The organism is Nonomuraea sp. LPB2021202275-12-8 (genome assembly GCF_037044575.1).
In the GTDB taxonomy this organism is placed as follows: Bacteria; Actinomycetota; Actinomycetes; order Streptosporangiales; family Streptosporangiaceae; genus Nonomuraea.
Genome location: NZ_JBAHWD010000002.1, coordinates 440,790 through 459,252, shown reverse-complemented (window position 1 = coordinate 459,252; position 18,463 = coordinate 440,790). Strand labels below are relative to the sequence as shown.

Here is an 18,463-nt window from a genome sequence, read left to right as displayed (position 1 = left end):
CACCCCCGCGAATAGCACGATTCTCCGGAATCCGGGTAGAGGGCACCGCATGAACGTGCACCTGGTCCAGACCTCCCGCACCCACCTCGCTCCCGGCATGGTCCTCGACGCCCCCGTGGACTTCGACGACTTCCTCCTGGACTTCGGCGACGACACCGAGTCACGGGCGCAGCTGCTCCGCGACGACAGCGGACGCCCCCTGATCAGGGTCGGCGGCTACATGACCATGGACGGCACCGTCGTCGCCGAGCGCGTGTGGACGGTGGTGGAGCTGCTCGAACGCGACGGGCGACGCCTGGTACGGCTGGGCGACCCCCTGGACTGAGCCCCTGGACCGAGCCCCTCGACCGAGCCCCCCGACCGAGCCCTGGACCGAGGCCTGTGGACCGAGGCCTGTGGTCTTGCGGCCACGAAGGTGGCCGCCGAGGCTCAGGCCGGGTTCGCGCAGCCGCCCGCCCGCACGCCGGCGACCTTCCAGTCCGGGTGCGGGAACGGCGACATGAAGTGCGTCAGCAGGTCGACGGCGTAGTCGGGCACCTGGCCGCCGGGGTCGAGCAGCGAGATCAGCTGCGGGCCGCCGGAGCCGCGCAGGGTGATCGAGTTGGCCGTCCCCTTCGCGGCGAACCCCGGCTTGGCGCTGACGGTCAGGCAGGCCAGCCGCACTCCGGCGGCGCTGATCTGCTGCTTGGCGCCGATACGCCGCATCCGCTGGTCGTAGCGGCGCAGGGCGAGCGAGGTGGTGGGCCCGAGCCGCACCGAGTCGCGGAAGACGTCGCCGCCGATGTCCCTGCTCAGCCTGATGGCCAAGGTGACGTCCGGGCGCAGCCGCACGCCCCGCGCGCCGACGTCGAGGCGGGCGTAGTCACCCTCGAAGCCGGGCGTGAGGTAGCCGAGCGCGGGCGGCGCCTTCATGCCGAACGGGATCCGGCCCGGTCTGATCTTGAGCCAGGACAGGCCGCGCACGGCCAGCGACAGGTCGTCGATCGTGCTCGTGCCCAGCGCGAAGGCGCCGTCCACCCGGTAGGCCAGGAAACCGGTGGTGTAGGGGACGTCCTGGCCGGCCGTGATCCGCTGGCGCGCGACCGGATCGACGTTCAGCCCGGCGCGCACCTCGATGCGGCCCGTCGGCACCGGCCTCGACGCCAGGTCGAGCGACAGGTCGGGGTTGAGCCTGACCGTGGTGTCCGCGGCCAGGTCGGTGACCGCGAGCGACACGGCGCCGAGCCGGCCCAACGGGTCCACCAGGCCGCCCTCCACACCCAGGTAGCCGTCGAGTGTGCTGGCGCCGCCCTCGGCCTTGTAGGTGACGGCGGGCACGCGCAGCCCGCCGCCGGTCGCGTCGGCGTCCACGCCGAACCTGGCCGGCACGTCCCCGAAGCGCAGCTCGCCGGTGCCCGCCCCGGCCATGGTGACCTTCGCGGTCAGCCGGTCGACGGCCGCGGAGTTCTGCACGCGGACGCGGGTCTTCGCGCCGTAGGTCCCGTGTACGGCCACGACGGCCGGCACCGGTTCGACCGTCAGCCGCCCGCGCAGGTCGCCCGCCTGGGCGTGCACGGACAGGGTGCCGAGGGTGGCCGCGGGCTCGATGCGGTAACCGGCCTGCACGGTGTCGCCCCCGGTCACGTCGAACGGCCCGAGCGACATCCGGGTGATCTTCGAGGGCAGGCCGGTGAGCCTGGCCGCGGCCTTGATCGGCACCGGCGCCAGGACCGTGCTGGCCAGGTAGACGCCGAGGCCGCGGCTGCCCGGCCGGAAGCCGTCGAAGGTGAACGTCTTCCTGGCCAGATCGACGGTGACCTGGTCCGGCAGGCCGCGGACATCGAGGTGACCCTGGATGCCGAAGCAGCCCCTGGGCGTGCAGAACGGGCCCGGCGCGCACCCCTGGGAGCCCGCCTCGCAACCGCCGTCCACCAGCGAGAGCCCGCCCGCCACCGCGGGGGCCGCCTGCATGTGGCGCAGAGCGCCCGCCTTGCCGGCCCAGGCGCGGGCACGCACGTCGAGGCGGGTGCCCGCGTACGTCAGCGTCGACTCGCCGGCCGTGACCGTGAGGCTCCCCGGCAGTGGCCCGAGCCTGCCGAGCATGCCGAAGCGCAGGTCGCCCCGGGTGATGTCGGCGTCGAGCGCGAGGCTCTGCCTGGCCGCGCGGAAGTCGGCGACGAACCCCCGGTCCGCCGGGCTGAACCGGACCGACGACAGGCCCCTGATCCGCACGCTGGCGTCCAGGTTCCCCGAGGCCTCGTCGTAGTGGGCGGCCAGGTGCGGTCCCGCGGGGACCTTGGCGCCGTCGTGGTTGGTGAAGGCCAGCTCCGCCGTGCCGACCGGGCCCGACAGGCCGCGGAAGCGATAGTCGCCCGGATTCCAGGAGGCGTCGAATCGGGCGGGCACGCCGGTGACCCGGGCGGCCGCCCTCACCTCGCGGCCCTGGAGTCCGGTGCGGGCGAGCGCGGTCACCGAGCGGACGGGGGCGTCAGCCGTCCAGGTCAGGGTCCTGGCCGAGCTGTCGGCCACCAGTTCGGCCCGCCTCCCCACGCCCTCGACGGTGGCCTGGACGTCCTCGCCACCGGGCGCGGTGACGTACTTCCTGTTCGCGTAGATCTGGATCTTTCGTAGCCTGGCGGAGCTGGTGATCTCGACCGTCGACCGCTCGCCCAGCGTCCACGAGGCCCTGACGTGGTCGCGCACGCCGAGGACGGTCGCGTCGAGCGTGGGGCCGTCGCGCGTGTTCGCGTAGGCGGCGCGGAGCTCGCCGATGACACCGCTCGCCGTGTAGACGGCCCTCCTGGCCGCGGGGTCGAGCGCCACGTCGACCTCGGCGGGGGTGTTCGAGATCTCCAGCCTGGCAAGGTGGACGCCGTCGATGCTGGCCGCGCCGATGAAGGACCGGCCGCTGGAGCCGACTTTCAGCCGGGCGCGGGGCGTGGCGCCGTAGGTGACGTCGAAGCCGGACAGCCCCGACAGCAGCGCGGAGACGCCGACCGCCGGCCCCTTCTTGATCATCGTGACGTGACCGCCCGGCGGGGTGGCGATCGCGCCCTCGCCCCGCTGCATCACCACCGCGAACCTGCCGACGGCCGAGCTGGCCGAGTGCCGCACCCGGTGCCCGGCCAGGTCGCTCGTCAGGCGGAGGCGGGCAGGCAGACCGCTCAGCTCGGCCCGGAGCACGGTCTTGGCCGCGGCCCTGTCGAAGTAGAGCACGCGGGCGGCGCCGGCCCGGCGTGCTCGCGTGTCGACGGCCAGCCTCTGCCCGCCGCCGGTGGAGCCGTACGTGACCGTGAAGGAGTGCGGCACCCGCTCCAGCGCCACGCTCGCCAGCCTGGACAGGTGCCCGTCGCCGTAGGTGTGGTCGTGCAGTTCGGCTCGCCCGATGGCGGACGGGGCGGTGAAGCGGATCTCGGCGGCGCCGTCCCCGCCGCGTTTCAGCGTCACCCGGGCGCGCGTGGGCATGCGATCGAGCACGGCCTGGGTGAACCGGCTGCCGGTGACGACCAGCGCGTCCAGCCTGGCGGGGGCCGAGGTGGTGACGTCCAGCCTGGTCGCGTCGAGGGCGGCGTCGACGGAGAGCGTCTCGGTGGCGGGCGTCTGACGCAGGCTCACCATGGTGCGCCCGGTCAGGCCGGCCACGGCGGCGGCGGACGCGCCGGGGTCGGTGCGCTCGATGGTCGCCCTCACCCGTTTGCCCGCGAGGTCGACGGTGAACGTGCCCCGGTCCGCGGCCGACAGCGCGGAGCCGGCGCGCAGGCCGTCGAAGCCGACGGACACGCGCCCGCCGTACTCGGCCCACACCCGCGCCCGCAGGGCGGGACGACCGGGGAGGCGCTTGACCGAGAAGTCGAGCCCGACGGCGGAGTCCTGCGGCCTGGCGGTGGGCAGCACGGTGGCCGCGAGGTCGGCGACGCCGTCGCCGGTGACGTCGGCGGCGACGGGCTTGGCCATGGGCTGGCCGCCCGAGCAGGAGACGGGCACGTCGGCGCTCTCCACGCAGAGGCGGTAGGACAGGCGCGACAGGTTCGCGGGCACGCGGAGCCGGTTGAACAGCCCGGCCACGGGGGTGCTCAGCTTGAGCGGCGCCGCCTGGGCGGTGTCCGGCAGGACCGTCCGCACGTCCGGCCGCCGCCCGCCCGCCCGCTTGCTCGCCTCGGCGACGATCCGGTCGACCAGCGCGGGGCCCGCGGGCGTCGTCACCTCGGGCGCCTCGGGTCCGACCTGACGATCGGGGACGGAGCCGGTGGCCGCCGGTGAGGGCTGCGTCGGGAGGTCGATCCGCGCGGGCTCCGGCTGCCGCACCGGAGGCACGGGCTTGACGGCGACACCGGCCGTGCCGGCGCGGAGTGGCTGAGCCGCGGCGGGTGCGACGGGCATCGCCACCAGGACGGCGCCTGCCATGGACGCGGAGGTGAGCACACGGACGAGGGCGTGCCGTAAAGGCATGAAGCGATCTCCCCCGAAGCGTTGTAAATCATCCCATCAGCAACACAGGCCACGAGCCGACCATATTTCCTGACTTGTCGTCAAACTGGCAGCCGACGTGGAGCCCCAGTTTCGGCGGGACGGCGCTCAGGGGCGGTACGGGCGCAGGCGCGGCAACCAGCCGGGCACGGCCGCCCGGTAGGCGTCGTAGTCGGCGCCGAACCTGCGGCGCAGCGCGGGCTCCTCGTACCAGCGGACGAAGGCGACCACCGGGACGGCGACGACCGCGGCGTAGGCGAGCAGCCCGGGCCGGCCGAACAGCATGGCCTGGCCGATGATGGCGGCGAGGAGCGCCACGTACATGGGGTTGCGGACGTGGCGGTACAGGCCGCCGACGACCAGCCGTTCGGGCGGGGCCACCGGGGCCGGGGTGCCGGCCCCCTCGCCCACGAACCGCGCGAACGCGTGCACCAGGACCGCGACACCGGCCAGGACCAGCACCGCTCCCCCGAGCCTGAGCGGGAGCATCAGCCCCGCGGGCAACGGGGTGCGGGCCTGCCAGCCGGAGATCCACCAGGGGCCGAGGACGGCGACGGTGCCCGGGGCGGCGGCGAAGAAGATCGTGCTGCCGATGGCAGCCGGCGTCCTGCGCATGCGCACCTTTCGCAGCATAATTCATTCTGTGATGAGTTTAGCCGGAGAGTCCGCGAACCGTCCACGATTTCCGAATAAAAGCTGCCCTAAAAGGACAAATGTCGCCCCCGTTCGACGGGGGCGACATTTGCTGTTACGGACCATTGATGACCCGACAGTCAGTCGTCCTGCTAGAAACCGCCTGCGAAGTCCGCCCACCAGGGCTGCCTGTTGCGGTGCTCCTTCACCGGCCCCACTGGCTCCTCCACTGGCTCCTCCACCACGGGCGGGGCGACCGGAGCAGCGGGACCCTGAGGTCCGGGCGGGCCCTGAGGACCGCGCGGGCCCTGCGGACCGCGCCTGCAGTGGCGGTGGTGGTGGCCGTGGCAGCGACGGTGGCAGCAGCCCCACCGGTGACCGCAACGGCGGTGACGGCAGCCCCAGCCCAGGAGCGGCTTCTCGTGCGCGGCGACGAGCGAGCTCATCTGGACGGCGGCGCCAGCCACCTGCGCCGTGCCGGTGGCGGCCTGCGCGACGGGAAAGAGCATGACGCTCGCCGCCGCGGTCGCCAGCGCCAGAGTGGCAGCTCGCTTGGAGAAGAGCGCGCGAGGCACTCGACTGTCAGTCTTCATGGGCGATCGTTTCCGTTCATGGGTTTATCGACCTGGAAGCGCGGCGCCGACTCGCACGCCTACGCAACAGCGCCAGACATACCCGTGACAGCGTTCCGGCTTATCCTGCATATCCGCAATGACTGCTCAAAGATTCGCCATTTGCGCAGTCGCAGAAAGACACAAATGCCTCATGCTCCTATTTCACTCAACAAATAGGCTCGGCACTCCTTTACGGAAATAGGCGTTTTAGTGGGGTGATCATTCCGCGTCGGAGGAAAAGAAGCGCTTGTGAGCAACGTCCACCGAACCCTGGTCCTCGCCCTCGGCCTTGGACTGCCGGTCGTTCCCTGCGTCGCCGTCGCCGACACGACGCAGCCGGAGACCGTCCTGCTTCCCGGCGACCGTGGCGAGAGCGTCGAGCGACTCCAGCGGCGGCTGCGCGACGGGGGCTATTTCTGGGGCCACGTCAGCGGCAAGTACGACCAGGCGACCAGCGCCGCCGTCCTGAGCTTCCAGAAGACCCAGGGCATCCGCCCGCACGTCGAGGTCGGCGCCGCCATGTGGCGGGCGCTCGAACATCCGAGAAGGCCGCGCCCGCTGCTGTCCGGAGGGGCACGCGACCGGGTCGAGATCGACCTGCGCCGCCAGCTCCTGGTCGTCTATCGCGACCGCCGCCCGGTGCTGATCACCCACATGTCCAGCGGCGCCGGCGTGCGCTTCTGCAACAGCGGCTACTGCCGGACGGCGACGACCCCGACAGGTGACTTCCGGGTCACGCACCGGACTCCCGGCTGGACGTCCGGGCCGCTCGGTTCCATGTACAACTCGCTGTACTTCGTCGGCGGGGTGGCGATGCACGGGTCGAGCAAGGTGCCGTTGCGGCCCTCCTCGCACGGGTGCGTCCGCGTCCCGATGTCGGCGGCCGACCGGCTCTACCACCTGGTCGGCGTCGGCGAGCCCGTGCACGTCCGGGGCAATCCACCCGCCCCGGTGCGGGCCGCCCGGAGGTATGCCCAGCGTCTATGACCCCCCTGACGACGTCCGGGGGCGTCTGCGATGATGATCACATGTCTGGACGAGCCGCGCTCCTGATCACGGGCACCGTGGGAGCGGGCAAGACCTCGACAGCCGACGCCGTGGGCGACCTGCTCGCCGACGCCGGGATCCCCCATGCGGTGCTCGATCTCGACTGGCTCCGCCGCTCCTGGCCGTGCCCGCCGGGCGACCCGTTCAACTCCGCGATGACGCTGCGCAACCTGCGCGACGTCGCCCGCAACTTCCTGGACGGCGGCGCCGCCCGCCTGGTCCTGGCGGGGGTCATCGAGAGCCGCGACGAGCGCCGGCTCCACGAGGAGGCGGTGGGCGTCGAGCTCGCGGTGTGCCGGCTCCGCGTCGCCCCGGCCGCACTCCACAGGCGTCTGGTGCGGCGGCACGACGGTGATGACGCCGGCCTGCGGTGGCATCTTGAGCGCTCCGGCGAGCTGGACCGCGTCCTGGACGCCGCCCGGGTCGCCGATACCGTGGTCGACGCCGGGGACCGTGACCCCGCGGAGGTCGCCGCCGCGGTGCTGGCGGCGGCAGGCTGGCGCTGAGGCCCGCCTGAGCGCCGGACCGCGCCGTCAGGCGACTCCGGTGTCCCTGCCGACGATCGTGTAGCGGTCGGCGGCCAGGCCCACGGTGGCGCCGGTGACCAGAGGGCGGCGGTGTTCGAAGGCCAGGTGCTCGCCGCCGGGCAGCTCGGCGATCGACTCGCGGGTGCTGCCCTGAAAACTGCTGCGCACCACCTTGCCGGTGAACTGCGCCTGACCGTCGTCGACGAGCCGCAGGTCCTCGGGGCGGAGTGCGACGTTCACGGTCGTGCCCGGACCGTCGAGCGGGCTGCCGAGGTCGATCTTGCCGCCGCTGTCGAGCGCGAGGGCGCCCGCCTCGGTGACGCGGCCCCGCAGGAGGGTGACGCTGCCGACGAAGGAGGCGACGAAGGTGGTCTCGGGCCGGTCGTAGATCTCCTCGGGTGCGCCGACCTGCTCGACGCGACCGCCGTTCATGACGGCGACGAGGTCGGAGATCTCCAGCGCCTCGTCCTGGTCGTGGGTGACGTAGACGGCGGTGATGCCGGTCTCCTGCTGGATGCGGCGGATCTCCCTGCGCATCTCGACCCGGAGCTTGGCGTCGAGGTTGGACAGCGGCTCGTCCATGAGCAGCACGTCGGGCTCCAGGGCGAGCGCGCGGGCCAGGGCGACGCGCTGCTGCTGGCCGCCGGAGAGCTGGCCCGGCCTGCGCTCCTCCCTGCCGGTCAGCCCGACCATGGCCAGGCCGGCGGCGACCTTCTCCGCGACCTCGTGCTTGGGCAGCTTGCGCAGGCGCAGGCCGTACGCGACGTTCTCGGCGACCGTCATGTGCGGCCAGAGCGCGTAGCTCTGGAAGACGAACCCGATGCGGCGCTTCCACACGGGCACCTTCGCGATGTCGCGGTCGCCGAAGCGGATGCCGCCGGTGTCGGAGGTCTCGAATCCGGCGATGATCCGCAGCAGCGTCGTCTTGCCGCAGCCGGAGGCGCCCAGCAGCGTGGCCAGCCGCCCGGACGGCACCCGCAGGTCGACCGACTCCAGGGCGGTGGTCTCGCCGAAGGTCTTGGAGACCCCTTCGATGCTGATGTCCATCATGAGCTCCGGATCACAGGGCCACCGTCTTGTAGCGACGGCGCAGCAGGTACAGCGGGACGTAGACGGAGACGAGCAGCACCGTGGTCATCGCCGAGGCGACGCCGAACGGGCTGCCGGGCTGCATCGCGTTGGTGAAGATGACCACGGTCATGGTCACCCATGGCACGGCGTAGAGCATGACGGTGGCCGACAGCTCGGTGATCATCTGCAGGAAGCCGACAGTGCCGCCGGAGATGACGGCCGGCCTGATGATCGGCACCACGATGTCGCGGAAGCTGCGCCTCGGCGGCGCCCCGACGCTCATCGCGGCCTCCTCCAGCGACGGGCTGACCTGCCCGAGCGCGGTCTCGATGGACTTCATCACATACGGCAGGCGGCGGATGAAGTACGCGACCACGATGATCAGCGCGGTGCCGGTGAGGATGACCGGCAGGTGGTTGAACGCCAGGATGAACCCGATGGCGAACACCGTGCCCGGCAGGATGTACGGCACCATGACGAGGTTGTTCAGCAGCGGCCCGGACAGGCGGAAGCGTTTGCGGGCCACGATGTAGGCGACGACCACGCCCATGACCAGGGCGAGCAGGCAGGCGATGCCGGCGAAGACGAAGCTCAGCACGATCGGCTGCAGCGACTCCTCGAACAGCCGGCGGTAGTTCTCCAGCGTCGGCTCCCACTGCAGGATGCCCGACTGCCAGCGCAGGAAGCTGGTGAAGACGACCACGATGTGCGGCACGAACCCGAGCAGCAGCGCCGTCCAGATCCCGGTCAGCACCAGCGCCTTGGGGGCGCCGCGCAGTTCGCGCAGCGGCTGTTGCCTGCCGCCGGTCACGGCGAACGACCGCCGCGCGACGACCATGCGCTGCGCCACCAGCGCCAGCCCGGACACCAGCACCATCATGATGCTGGCCGTGGCGGCGACGCCGGGGCTGGCGGCGACCTCGGACATGAAGTTCTGGTAGACGACGACGGGCAGCATCTGATAGCCGCCGCCGATCAGCATCGGGGTGCCGAAGTCGGCGAAGATCCGCATTCCGGCCAGGTAGCAGCCGGTGACCACCGCGGGCACGGCCAGCGGCAGCGTCACCTTCCAGTGCGCGCGCCACGGCCTGGAGCCCACCGAGAGCGCGGCCTCCTCCAGCGCCGGGTCCACCGCCCGGAACGCGTCGTACACCATGAGGAAGATCAGCGCGAAGGTGAACCACACGCCCACCCAGATGATGCCGCCCACGCCGAGGATCGAGTCGAACGGCAGCGGCAGGCCGGCTTCTCTGGCCGCCTTGGTGATGATGCCGCCGCTGCCGAGCAGCAGCAGCCACGCGTACGCGCCGAGGAACGGCGGCGAGGTGGTGGCCATCGTCAGCATGGTGAGCACGGCCTCGCGGCCGGGGACGCGGTAGCGGGCCATGACGAACGCGAACGGCACCGCCACCAGCGCCGCGCCCGCCGCCACGGCAAGGCTGACGACGACGCTGTGCAGCAGCGGCGTGGTGAAGCGGTCGTCGCCGACGAACGCGGCGAAACGGGCGAGCGTGAACTCTCCGGAGTCCCCGGTGAAGGCGGCGCGGACGATCCAGATCTGCGGGTAGACGATGAAGATCAGCAGGACGAGCAGGGCGGCCAGCCCGGCGAGCCGCCACGGGTCGCGCCAGTTCGTCCTGCGCCGCCTGGGACGCGCGGGCTCGGCGATCGTCATCAGCCCGCGCTCTTCACCGCGTCGTCGAACTTGGCGAGGATCTCGTCCTTCTGCTCGGCCGCCCACTTCGCGTCGATGTCGGCCCGCTTGAGCTGCTCGACGGGCGGCAGGCCGGTGGGCGCGGAGACGTCGGCGCGCGAGGAGCGGCGCTGTACCTGGTCCACCATGGTCTGCTGGGCCTGCTTCGACATGAGGAAGTCGACGAAGGTCTTGGCGGCGGCCTCGTGCTTGGCGCCCTTGATGATGCCCGCGGAGCCGATCTGGCTGGAGACGCCGTCGGTCGGGTAGATCAGCTTGATCTTCGCGCCGGCGGTGATCCACTTGGCGCCGAGGTCCTCGTTGATGAACGAGGTGCCGACCTCGCCGTCCTTGACCATGTTGAACATGGCGGTGGAGCCGTCGAGCATGCGGGCGTTCTTCGCGAACCGGGTGACGTACTCCCAGTCGTGCAGCGTGACCATGGTGGTGAGCAGGCTGTAGGAGGTGCCGGAGGACTTGGGGGTCGCGAAGGCGATCTCTCCGCCCGGGTAGTCCGGCTTGGCCAGGTCCTCGAACGTCTTGGGGTGCCTGCCCTCGTCGGGGAACTTGTCGGTGTTCACGGCGATGGCCTGGAACAGCAGGTCGGTGGCGTGCCAGACGTGGCCTGGGTCCTTGGCCACGGTGGCGGCGTCGTTGGGCAGCTCGACCGGGGCGATCAGGTCGGCGTTGGCGGAGTAGAGCTCGGACGAACCGCCCCACAGCACGTCGCCCAGCGGCCGATCCTTCTCGGCCCTGACCCTGGCGAACGCCTCGCCGGTGCCCGGCAGGCTGATCTTGTTGACGGTGATGTCGGGGTGCTCGGCCTTGAACGCGGCCAGGATCGGATCCGTCACCTCGGGACCGCTGACGGAGTACAGCGTCAGCGTGTTGGCCTCCCCCTGCCCGGTGCCGGCGTTGTTGTTGGTCAGCACGCCTGAGCAGCCCGTCAGTGCGAGCGCGAGCACTCCCGCGCCGAACGTGATCCCGTACCGCATGGTCTCTCTCCTGATCTGAGGGGGGTTTCAGCGGACCCACACGGGATTGCCCGCGGCCCGCAACGAGCTGTGGTCCCGCAGCGAGCTGGCCCAGAACCGGGGGTCGTGCCGGCCCGGGTCGGCGTGGACCTCGGCCCGGTAGTAGCCGGGGCGGTCGATCCGGTCCTCGACGGCGATCCGCTGCCACGCGCCGGGCCGGTCCTCGGCCGGGACGACGTTGATCAGCAGGCCGTCACGCAGCACGAACACCACGACCGGCTCGTCGGCCCGCACGTCCACCTCGACGCGCACCGCGCCGTCCACGGCCTCGGCGGTCGCGCCCATGGGGGCGCCGTTGACGTGCATGTCCAGGTCGGCGCCTCGCCAGACCGACACGCGGCCGCCGCGGAGCCCCGCCACGACACCGGCCTGGCTGCCCTCCCGCGCGTGCACGACGGTGACCACCTGGCCGAGTGCCTGGCCGGGGTCGGCGGGGTCGTGGCAGTCGCTGCCGGCCACGCCGATGACCCGGTGGCCGGCGGTGAGCAGGCGGTCCCAGAGCCCGATCTGGGCGTCGTTGTTCGCGCCCTGCTGGAGGTGGGCGATCTCGATGAGGTCGATCCGGTCCCACGGCGTGTCGAAGCGGCGCCAGGCCTGGTCGCCGCTGAAGGCGTGGTTGACGCAGACCAGCCCGCCCTGCTCGTGCACGTCGTCGGCGACGTCGGTCATGGTGTGCTCGGGCCGGTCCACGTAGGTGTCGACCCAGCGGGCCAGGCCGTGCAGGTTGGCGTGGCCGCGGTGGCTGGTCAGCTCCATCGAGCGCAGCAGGACGATGTCGTCGTGGCCAGTCAGGTCCTGCCAGTGGGCGGAGGTGAAGTGGTCGGTGACGGCCAGGAAGTCCAGGCCGGCCTCGCGGGCGGCTTTCACCAGGTCGGCGACGGGCCGCTGCCCGTCGGAGTGGGAGGAGTGGCTGTGCAGCTCGCCCCGGTACCAGCCGGGGCCGCCGGCGACGTTCTCCGCCGCCGCGCGGACGGCCTCCGCCCGCACGCCGGGCGTGCCGCCCGTACGTCCCCGCACGGTCAGCCGGTACGGCGCCGCGGCCTTGTGCCTGTCGAGGTCGAGCCGTACGGTCCAGCGCCCGGCCGGGATCGGCCCCGGCACGCAGCCCGGTGTCGCGTCCGCCGTGCCGACCCCGATGACCAGGCGGCGCGGGCCCGGCCCGCCGGGGCACTGGACGTGACCCCGGAAGGCGCCGTCGGGCTGCAGGAGTACCGCGTAGATCTGGACGACGTCCACGATCTTGTCGTATTCGAGCACCAGCTCCAGCTCGGCGAGTCCTTCGGGGACGTCCAGCGGAAAGTGGAGGTAGTGCAGGTCGAAGGCGGGCTCGGGCAGGGCGGTCGTGACCGTGAGCAGCTCGATCATGCGGTGCCCGTCTCCCGTCCGGATTGCCGTTCGATGACTGCTTTCTATCCAGGAGATGAACAACATGTCAACAGCTTGTTAAGACATTAGGTTAATCGGTTGTATGGTCTCTGGGCTGTCCGAAACGTTGCCGACCAGGCGTTTCGCCCCTGCCGGAACCTCGGATCACAGCCAGCCGCGCCGGGTGGCCTCCATCGCGATCTGGAACCGCGTCTGCGCTCCCAGGCGGCGCATCAGCCGGGTGATGTGCCGCTGCACGGTCCGCTCGCTCCACCCCAGCGCCCGGCTCGCGGCCTTGTCCGTCGCCCCGGAGGCCAGCAGGGTCAGCAGCCGCGCCTCGTCCTCCGGCAGCTCCCCGCCGGCGCCGCCCGCGGCGTGCTCGGTCAGCCGGACCGGGACGCTGCGCTCCCAGATTGCCTCGAAGAGCGCGACCAGCGCGTCCAGCAGCGGTGATGGGTGGATGAGGTACGACGCGCTCACCGCGCTGTCGCCGGCCCGCAGCAGCGGGATGATGGCCAGCCGGTCGTCGGAGATGGCCAGCTTCATCGGCAGGTTCGCGGCGATCCTGGCCTGCTCGCCGTGCTGCATCCCGGCGGTGACGTCGTCGAGCCAGCCGGGCAGCTCCAGCACGCTGGTGTCGTAGACGACCCGGTACTTCACGCCCCGCCGGAGCAGGTTGAGCTCGATCGGGTTGGACTCGGTGTGCTCCTGGGGGGCGGCGTACGGCGGGCGGTCGAAGCCGCGCATCTGGGCGCGAGTGTTCTGCTGCATCTGCACCCATCGGTGGTTGACCTCGTCGCGCCCCGAGATCACCTCGATGAGCTCGCCAGGATGGGCGAAACGGGTGTTGGCCCGGTAGACGTCCATCAGCGAGCGGACGTGCGAGCGCACGTCGTGCAGCGCGCGCTCGCGCTCGCGGACGATGGCCTCCAGGCTGCTGTCCGGTGAGACGGCCACGTAGCGGGTGGGCCGGCCGGTCGAGCGGGTGGCCAGGCCGAGCGTGACGAGCGACTGCAGGATCTTCCTGGCGGCCGACTCCGGCAGGTGGCAGTCGTGCACGATCTCCGACACGGTCGCCTGGGTCCTGCGGACGAGCGCGTCGTACACGGCCTCGTCCTGATGGCCCAGCCCGATGGCCTCCAGCACCCCGGCCCCCTGTCGTATGTCCGCCACCTGGCAGAAACTCGCCCTCGTCATAGCTTGTCAGCAAACGTCGGAGGATGTCAGCGTTCAACCGCACCATCGGCCCTCCATGGCCACATGAACGAAGGAGTGTCCATGCCGTTGTCCCTCCGCCGGCCCCACGGGCAACGCCTGTTACCAGCCGCACTGCTGGCACTCGGACTGCTCGCCGCGATGTCGCCCACGGCGAGGGCCGCCGACGAGCCCCCGACGAGCCCGAAGATCGACAGCGGGCTGGCCGGCAAGCTGAGCTCCGCCGGCGCCCGGATCGAGGCCGCCGTCGTGCTGCGAACCCTGCCCGCGGCGCGGGCCCGGCCCGCCGAGATGCGCACGGCCCCGACCCGGACGGCCGAGTCCGTCCAGAGCCCCATGGTCGAGCTGGTCGAGTCCCGCGGCGACCAGGTGGTCAACACCTTCTGGCTCAAGAACATGGTCCTGGTACGGGCCACGCCCGCCACGCTGGAAGCCCTGGCGGCGCTCGACCTGGTCGACCGGATCATCCCCAACTTCGAGCTCGGACTCCCCAGGACGCCGAAGTCGCAGGCCCGCCCGTCGGCCGCCGCGGAGAAGGCCACGTGGGGCGTGACGAAGATCGGCGCCGACCGGGTGCAGGCCGAGACCGGGCTCACCGGTTCGGGCGTGCGGGTGGCGGTGCTCGACACCGGGGTCGACATCACCCACCCCGACCTGGCCGGCAAGCTCGCCAGCGACGACGCGTCGGACCCCGCCCACCCGGGCGGCTGGATCGAGTTCGGCCCCGACGGCAAGCCGGTGCCGTCCACGCCGCACGACAGCAGCTACCACGGCACCCACGTGGCGGGCACGGTCGCCGGCGGGAACACCTCCGGCACCCAGATCGGCGTCGCGCCCGGCGCCGAGCTGATGGCCGGACTGGTCATCCCGCACGGTTCCGGGACGCTCGCCCAGGTGATCGCCGGCATGGAATGGGCGCTCGCGCCGTACGCCGCCGACGGCACCCCGGCGGGCAGGCCCGCCGACGTCATCAGCATGTCGCTCGGCTCGATCGGCTACGCCTCCGAGCTGGTCGAGCCGGCCAGGAACATCTACCTGACCGGGGCGTTCCCCTCCTTCGCCATCGGCAACGACTGCCCGCCGGGCGCCTCGGCCGGCCCGGGCAACGTGTACGAGGCCGTGTCCGTCGGCGCCACCGACGCCGACGACGGCGTGCCCGACTTCTCCTGCGGCGGCACGGTCAACAGGACCGACTGGCTCGACCCGCCCGCCGAGTGGCCGGACACCTACGTGGTGCCCGACGTCTCCGCGCCGGGCGTCGACGTGCTCTCCACCATGCCCGGCGGCGGTTACGAATACCTGAACGGCACGTCGATGGCGACCCCGCACGTGTCGGGCACGGTCGCGCTGATGCTCCAGGCACGCCCAGACCTGACGGTGGACGGCGCCCTGGAGATCCTGACCGGGACCTCGCTGCGCGACGAGCGCTACGGCACGCTGCCGAACCCGCGTCACGGCCACGGCCGGATCGACGCCTACGCCGCTGTCACCGAGGCCGGTCTCAAGAGCGGCGTCCGGGGCACCGTGCTCGACGAGCGCAACCGCGAGCCGCTCGCCGGCGTGGCGGTCACCCGCGCCGACGGCCGCAGCGTCACCACCGGCCAGGACGGCCGCTTCGAGCTGCGGCTGCCCGCCGGTCGGCACGACCTGAAGCTGTCCCGGTTCGGCTACCGGCCGGAGACGGCGGGCGTGCGCGTCCAGGCGGACCGGTTCTCGGACGTACGGCCCGCACTCGCCCGCACCCGCTGGGGCGCCGTCTCGGGACGGGTCGTCTACGGCCCGACCGGCTCGACCGTCCCGGGCGCGACCGTCACGGTGCTCGACGTGCCGGATCCGCTCACCGCGCGGACGGACCGCCACGGCCGCTACAGGATCGAGGACGTGCCCGAGGGCGACTACAAGATCACCGCCTCGGCCGCCGGGGTGTCCCGATCCGACCCCGCCGGCGTCAGCGTGGACGGGCGGAAGGGGCACGGGTCGGCGAACCTGACCCTGCCACGCCCGCCGGGCACCGAACGGGTCTCGCTGGGCTCCGACGGACGGCAGGGCAACGACGAAGCCTGGTGGCCCGAGCTGAGCCAGGACGGCGCGGTGGCGGTCTTCGCCAGCCCGGCGTCCAACTTCGCCGACGGCGACACCAACGGCGACCTCGACGTCTTCGCGACGGACCTGCGAACCCGGACGACCACCCGGGTCTCGGTGTCCTCGGCGGGCGAGCAGTCCAACGGCTTCTCCCTGTCCCCCACCGTCAGCGCCGACGGGCGGTTCGTCGGATTCAACAGCGGCGCGACGAACCTTGTGACCGGCGACACCAACGGCCAGACCGACGGCTTCGTCCACGACCGGCAGACGGGCAGGACCGAACGGGTGTCGGTGGCGTCCGACGGCGTGCAGGGAGACGGCCTGTCCGCCGCGCCCTCCTTGAGCGCCGACGGCCGCTTCGCCGTCTTCAACAGCGACTCGGCCAACCTGGTGCCGGGAGACACCAACGGGCGGACCGACGTCTTCGTCCACGACCGGCAGACCGGGAAGACCGAGCGGATCTCCCTCGGCCGGGACGGCGCCCAGGGCGACGCCGCCTCCCGTGAGGAGTCGATCAGCGCCGACGGCCGCTTCGTCGCCTTCCAGAGCGACGCCGCCAACCTGGTGCCCGAAGACGTCAACGGCCTGACCGACGTGTTCGTCCGCGACCTGCTGTCGGGGACCACCAAGCGGGTCGCCGCACCGCACCCGACCGAGACCCGCGGCCCGCGGATCAGCGCCGACGGTCGCACGGTCGTCTTCAGCAACGGAGTGGGGCTCGGCCACCTCTACGCGCACGACCTGCGGACCGGTGCGAACGAGCTGGTGTCGGCGACTCCCGCGGGGGGCGAGGCCAACGGCATGTTCTTCGCCCCGTCGCTCAGCGCCGACGGGCGCACGGTCGCCTTCTACAGCGAGGCGTCCGACCTCGTCGCCGGTGACACGGGCACCGGCTTCGACGTGTTCGTCCGCGACCTCGACACCCGCATCACCGAGCGGATCTCCGCCGGGTCGAAGGGAGCGGAGACCGACGGCTGGTCCGAACTGCCGTCGATCAGCGGGGACGGGCGGTATGTCGTCTTCCAGAGCTCCGCGACCAACCTCGTCGAAGGCGACACCAACCGGCGGGCCGACATCTTCGTCCACGACCGGGTCGCCGGGCCGGAGCCGCGGTTCGTGCTGAGCGACCTGGAGATCAAGCCGGCCGTCGCCCGGCCCGGCCGCTCCGTGCGGGTCGAGGCCTGGGTGAAGAACGTCGGCGAGCAGACCGGCTCGTACGACGCGGTGCTGCGCGTGAACGGGGAGGCGGACGAGCAGCGGAACGTCCGGCTGCGGACGGACCAGGACGTGCGCGTCTCGTTCGACGTCCGGCGCAGCGCGCAGGGGACGTACGTGGTCGAGCTCGGGTCCCTGACCGGCGAGTTCCGGATCGGACGCTGAGGTCGCCCGCCCGGTAGGAGAGTGCCGCGCACGCGGCGCCCCTGCCGGGCGGGGGCCGAAAATCTGTCGAGCCGGGCGGTGCCGCCCGCTAGCGTTGGCCGGTGCGCATCTTCCTCGAGACCGGCCGCCTGACCTTGCGTCGTTTCACCGTCTCCGACGCCGACGCCCTGTACGACCTGCACAACGACCCCGACGTGATGCGCTTCCTCAACGGCGGCAGGCCCACCCCGCGCGAGGTGATCGTCCGCGAGACGCTGCCGAGGTTCGTCTCGTCGGGCTTCTTCGCCGCGTTCGAGCGGCCGACCGGCGACTTCCTCGGCTGGTTTCACCTGCGCGCCCCCGAAGGCGTGCCGGCCGACGAGCCGGAGCTGGGCTATCGGCTGCACAAGCGGGCCTGGGGCAAGGGCTACGCCACCGAGGGCTCCCTCGCCCTGGTGGACAAGGCGTTCGGCGAGCTCGGCGCCCGCCGTGTCTTCGCCCGCACGATGACCGTCAACGCCGGCTCCCGCCGCGTCATGGAGAAATGCGGCCTGCGTTACGTCCGCACCTTCTTCGAGGACTGGCCGGAGGCGATCGAGGGCTCCGATCAGGGCGACGTCGAATACGAGTTGCTGCGCGCGGACTGGGAGGCGGGGCGCGACGCCACGACGGCGTAGCGCTCGTCGTCGATCTCCCTGCCCCACAGCGCCGGGTCGTCGAGCGGGTGCACGCGCACGTCGCCGGCGATCGGCCGCAGCGCCGCCACGAGATCGGCCGCACGCACCCCGTCGGGCCACGGCAACGCGTCGGCCCTCTCATCCCGTGCGTCCGGCGGCGGCTGGTCCTCTCGCCCGGCAGCGGACGTGCTCCAGCGGCCTTCGACCAGCACCAGCCGTCCCTCGGGCTTGAGCAGGGCCGCCCATCGGGCCAGCGCCGCCCGCGGGCCGGGGACGGTCCACAGCAGGTGACGGGCCAGCACCACGTCGAACCGCCGCTCCCCCAGAGGCGGGTGCGCGGCGTCACCCACGAGCACGCGGGCTCCGGTGCCCGCCAGCTTGACGCGAGCCCGAGCCGCCATCCGTGGCGCCAGGTCGACCCCGACCACCCGGTGCCCGCGCTCGGCCAGGAGCAGTGACAGCGAGCCCGTGCCGCACCCCAGGTCGAGCACGTCACACGGCTCCCCGGGGAGCCATGAGGCCAGCCGCGCCGCCCACGCGGTGCGGACCTCGGGATCGCGAAGCCCGTGGTCGGCCTCGTCGTCGAAGGAGTCGGCCGCGGCGTCCCATTGGTCGGCGATGCTCGTCATCCGCAGATCATCGCAACCGGCACCGACATAACGGCGGGTCATCCCTCGGCAAAACCTGGTGCACTGGTCAG

At 72.1% G+C, this 18,463-nt stretch carries 14 protein-coding genes; 5 read left to right on the top strand and 9 right to left on the bottom strand.

What is annotated here, in order from left to right; translation table 11 throughout:
• Nucleotides 1-49 precede the first annotated feature (49 nt).
• Nucleotides 50-325, top strand: coding sequence for a hypothetical protein (locus V5E28_RS05965; RefSeq protein ID WP_336205350.1), 276 nt, complete (start codon nucleotides 50-52; stop codon nucleotides 323-325).
• A 104-nt stretch (nucleotides 326-429) separates the two neighbouring features.
• Here the strand turns inward: V5E28_RS05965 and V5E28_RS05960 are convergent, their stop codons facing one another.
• From V5E28_RS05960 to V5E28_RS05950, 3 genes are all read right to left on the bottom strand, one after another.
• Entirely contained in the window at nucleotides 430-4,428 is a 3,999-nt protein-coding gene (locus V5E28_RS05960; protein ID WP_336205349.1) for a hypothetical protein, read from the bottom strand.
• Nucleotides 4,429-4,554: 126 nt separating this feature from the next.
• Complete coding sequence (locus V5E28_RS05955; RefSeq protein ID WP_336205428.1) at nucleotides 4,555-5,061, bottom strand: methyltransferase family protein; 507 nt, start codon at nucleotides 5,059-5,061, stop codon at nucleotides 4,555-4,557.
• Nucleotides 5,062-5,231: 170 nt separating this feature from the next.
• Nucleotides 5,232-5,672, bottom strand: a complete 441-nt coding sequence (locus V5E28_RS05950) for a hypothetical protein (protein ID WP_336205348.1) — start codon at nucleotides 5,670-5,672, stop codon at nucleotides 5,232-5,234.
• Between the two features lie 270 nt (nucleotides 5,673-5,942).
• Between V5E28_RS05950 and V5E28_RS05945 the strand changes: the two genes are divergently transcribed.
• The gene (locus V5E28_RS05945) at nucleotides 5,943-6,680 is read left to right on the top strand and encodes a L,D-transpeptidase family protein (protein WP_336205347.1); all 738 of its coding nucleotides are present in this window, start codon (nucleotides 5,943-5,945) and stop codon (nucleotides 6,678-6,680) included.
• A 41-nt stretch (nucleotides 6,681-6,721) separates the two neighbouring features.
• Nucleotides 6,722-7,246 carry an adenylyl-sulfate kinase gene (locus V5E28_RS05940; protein ID WP_336205346.1) on the top strand — a complete coding sequence of 175 codons (525 nt, stop codon included), beginning with the start codon at nucleotides 6,722-6,724 and terminating at the stop codon, nucleotides 7,244-7,246.
• 27 nt (nucleotides 7,247-7,273) lie between these two features.
• Here the strand turns inward: V5E28_RS05940 and V5E28_RS05935 are convergent, their stop codons facing one another.
• The 5 genes from V5E28_RS05935 to V5E28_RS05915 all read right to left on the bottom strand — a co-directional run bounded on the left by V5E28_RS05935 (nucleotide 7,274) and on the right by V5E28_RS05915 (nucleotide 13,603).
• Nucleotides 7,274-8,317 carry an ABC transporter ATP-binding protein gene (locus V5E28_RS05935; protein ID WP_336205345.1) on the bottom strand — a complete coding sequence of 348 codons (1,044 nt, stop codon included), beginning with the start codon at nucleotides 8,315-8,317 and terminating at the stop codon, nucleotides 7,274-7,276.
• 10 nt (nucleotides 8,318-8,327) lie between these two features.
• Complete coding sequence (locus V5E28_RS05930; protein WP_336205344.1) at nucleotides 8,328-10,013, bottom strand: ABC transporter permease; 1,686 nt, start codon at nucleotides 10,011-10,013, stop codon at nucleotides 8,328-8,330.
• A complete protein-coding gene (locus V5E28_RS05925) occupies nucleotides 10,013-11,026 on the bottom strand; it encodes an extracellular solute-binding protein (protein WP_336205343.1) in 1,014 nt (337 codons plus the stop codon). The genes V5E28_RS05930 and V5E28_RS05925 overlap by 1 nt, the downstream gene beginning before the upstream one ends.
• 27 nt (nucleotides 11,027-11,053) lie before the next feature.
• On the bottom strand, nucleotides 11,054-12,430 hold the full coding sequence (locus V5E28_RS05920; protein ID WP_336205342.1) for a CehA/McbA family metallohydrolase: 1,377 nt from the start codon (nucleotides 12,428-12,430) through the stop codon (nucleotides 11,054-11,056).
• 165 nt (nucleotides 12,431-12,595) lie between these two features.
• Nucleotides 12,596-13,603, bottom strand: coding sequence for a helix-turn-helix transcriptional regulator (locus V5E28_RS05915; protein ID WP_336205341.1), 1,008 nt, complete (start codon nucleotides 13,601-13,603; stop codon nucleotides 12,596-12,598).
• Nucleotides 13,604-13,708: 105 nt separating this feature from the next.
• Here V5E28_RS05915 and V5E28_RS05910 point away from each other — a divergent pair, with 105 nt between their 5' ends.
• Nucleotides 13,709-17,107, top strand: a complete 3,399-nt coding sequence (locus V5E28_RS05910; protein ID WP_336205340.1) for a S8 family serine peptidase — start codon at nucleotides 13,709-13,711, stop codon at nucleotides 17,105-17,107.
• A 101-nt stretch (nucleotides 17,108-17,208) separates the two neighbouring features.
• Nucleotides 17,209-17,763 (top strand): GNAT family N-acetyltransferase, encoded by a 555-nt coding sequence (locus V5E28_RS05905; protein WP_336205339.1) that lies wholly within the window; start codon nucleotides 17,209-17,211, stop codon nucleotides 17,761-17,763.
• Here V5E28_RS05905 and V5E28_RS05900 read toward each other — a convergent pair.
• Nucleotides 17,694-18,392 carry a class I SAM-dependent methyltransferase gene (locus V5E28_RS05900; protein WP_336205338.1) on the bottom strand — a complete coding sequence of 233 codons (699 nt, stop codon included), beginning with the start codon at nucleotides 18,390-18,392 and terminating at the stop codon, nucleotides 17,694-17,696. The two genes, V5E28_RS05905 and V5E28_RS05900, sit on opposite strands and share 70 nt — an antisense overlap.
• Nucleotides 18,393-18,463: the final 71 nt, after the last annotated feature.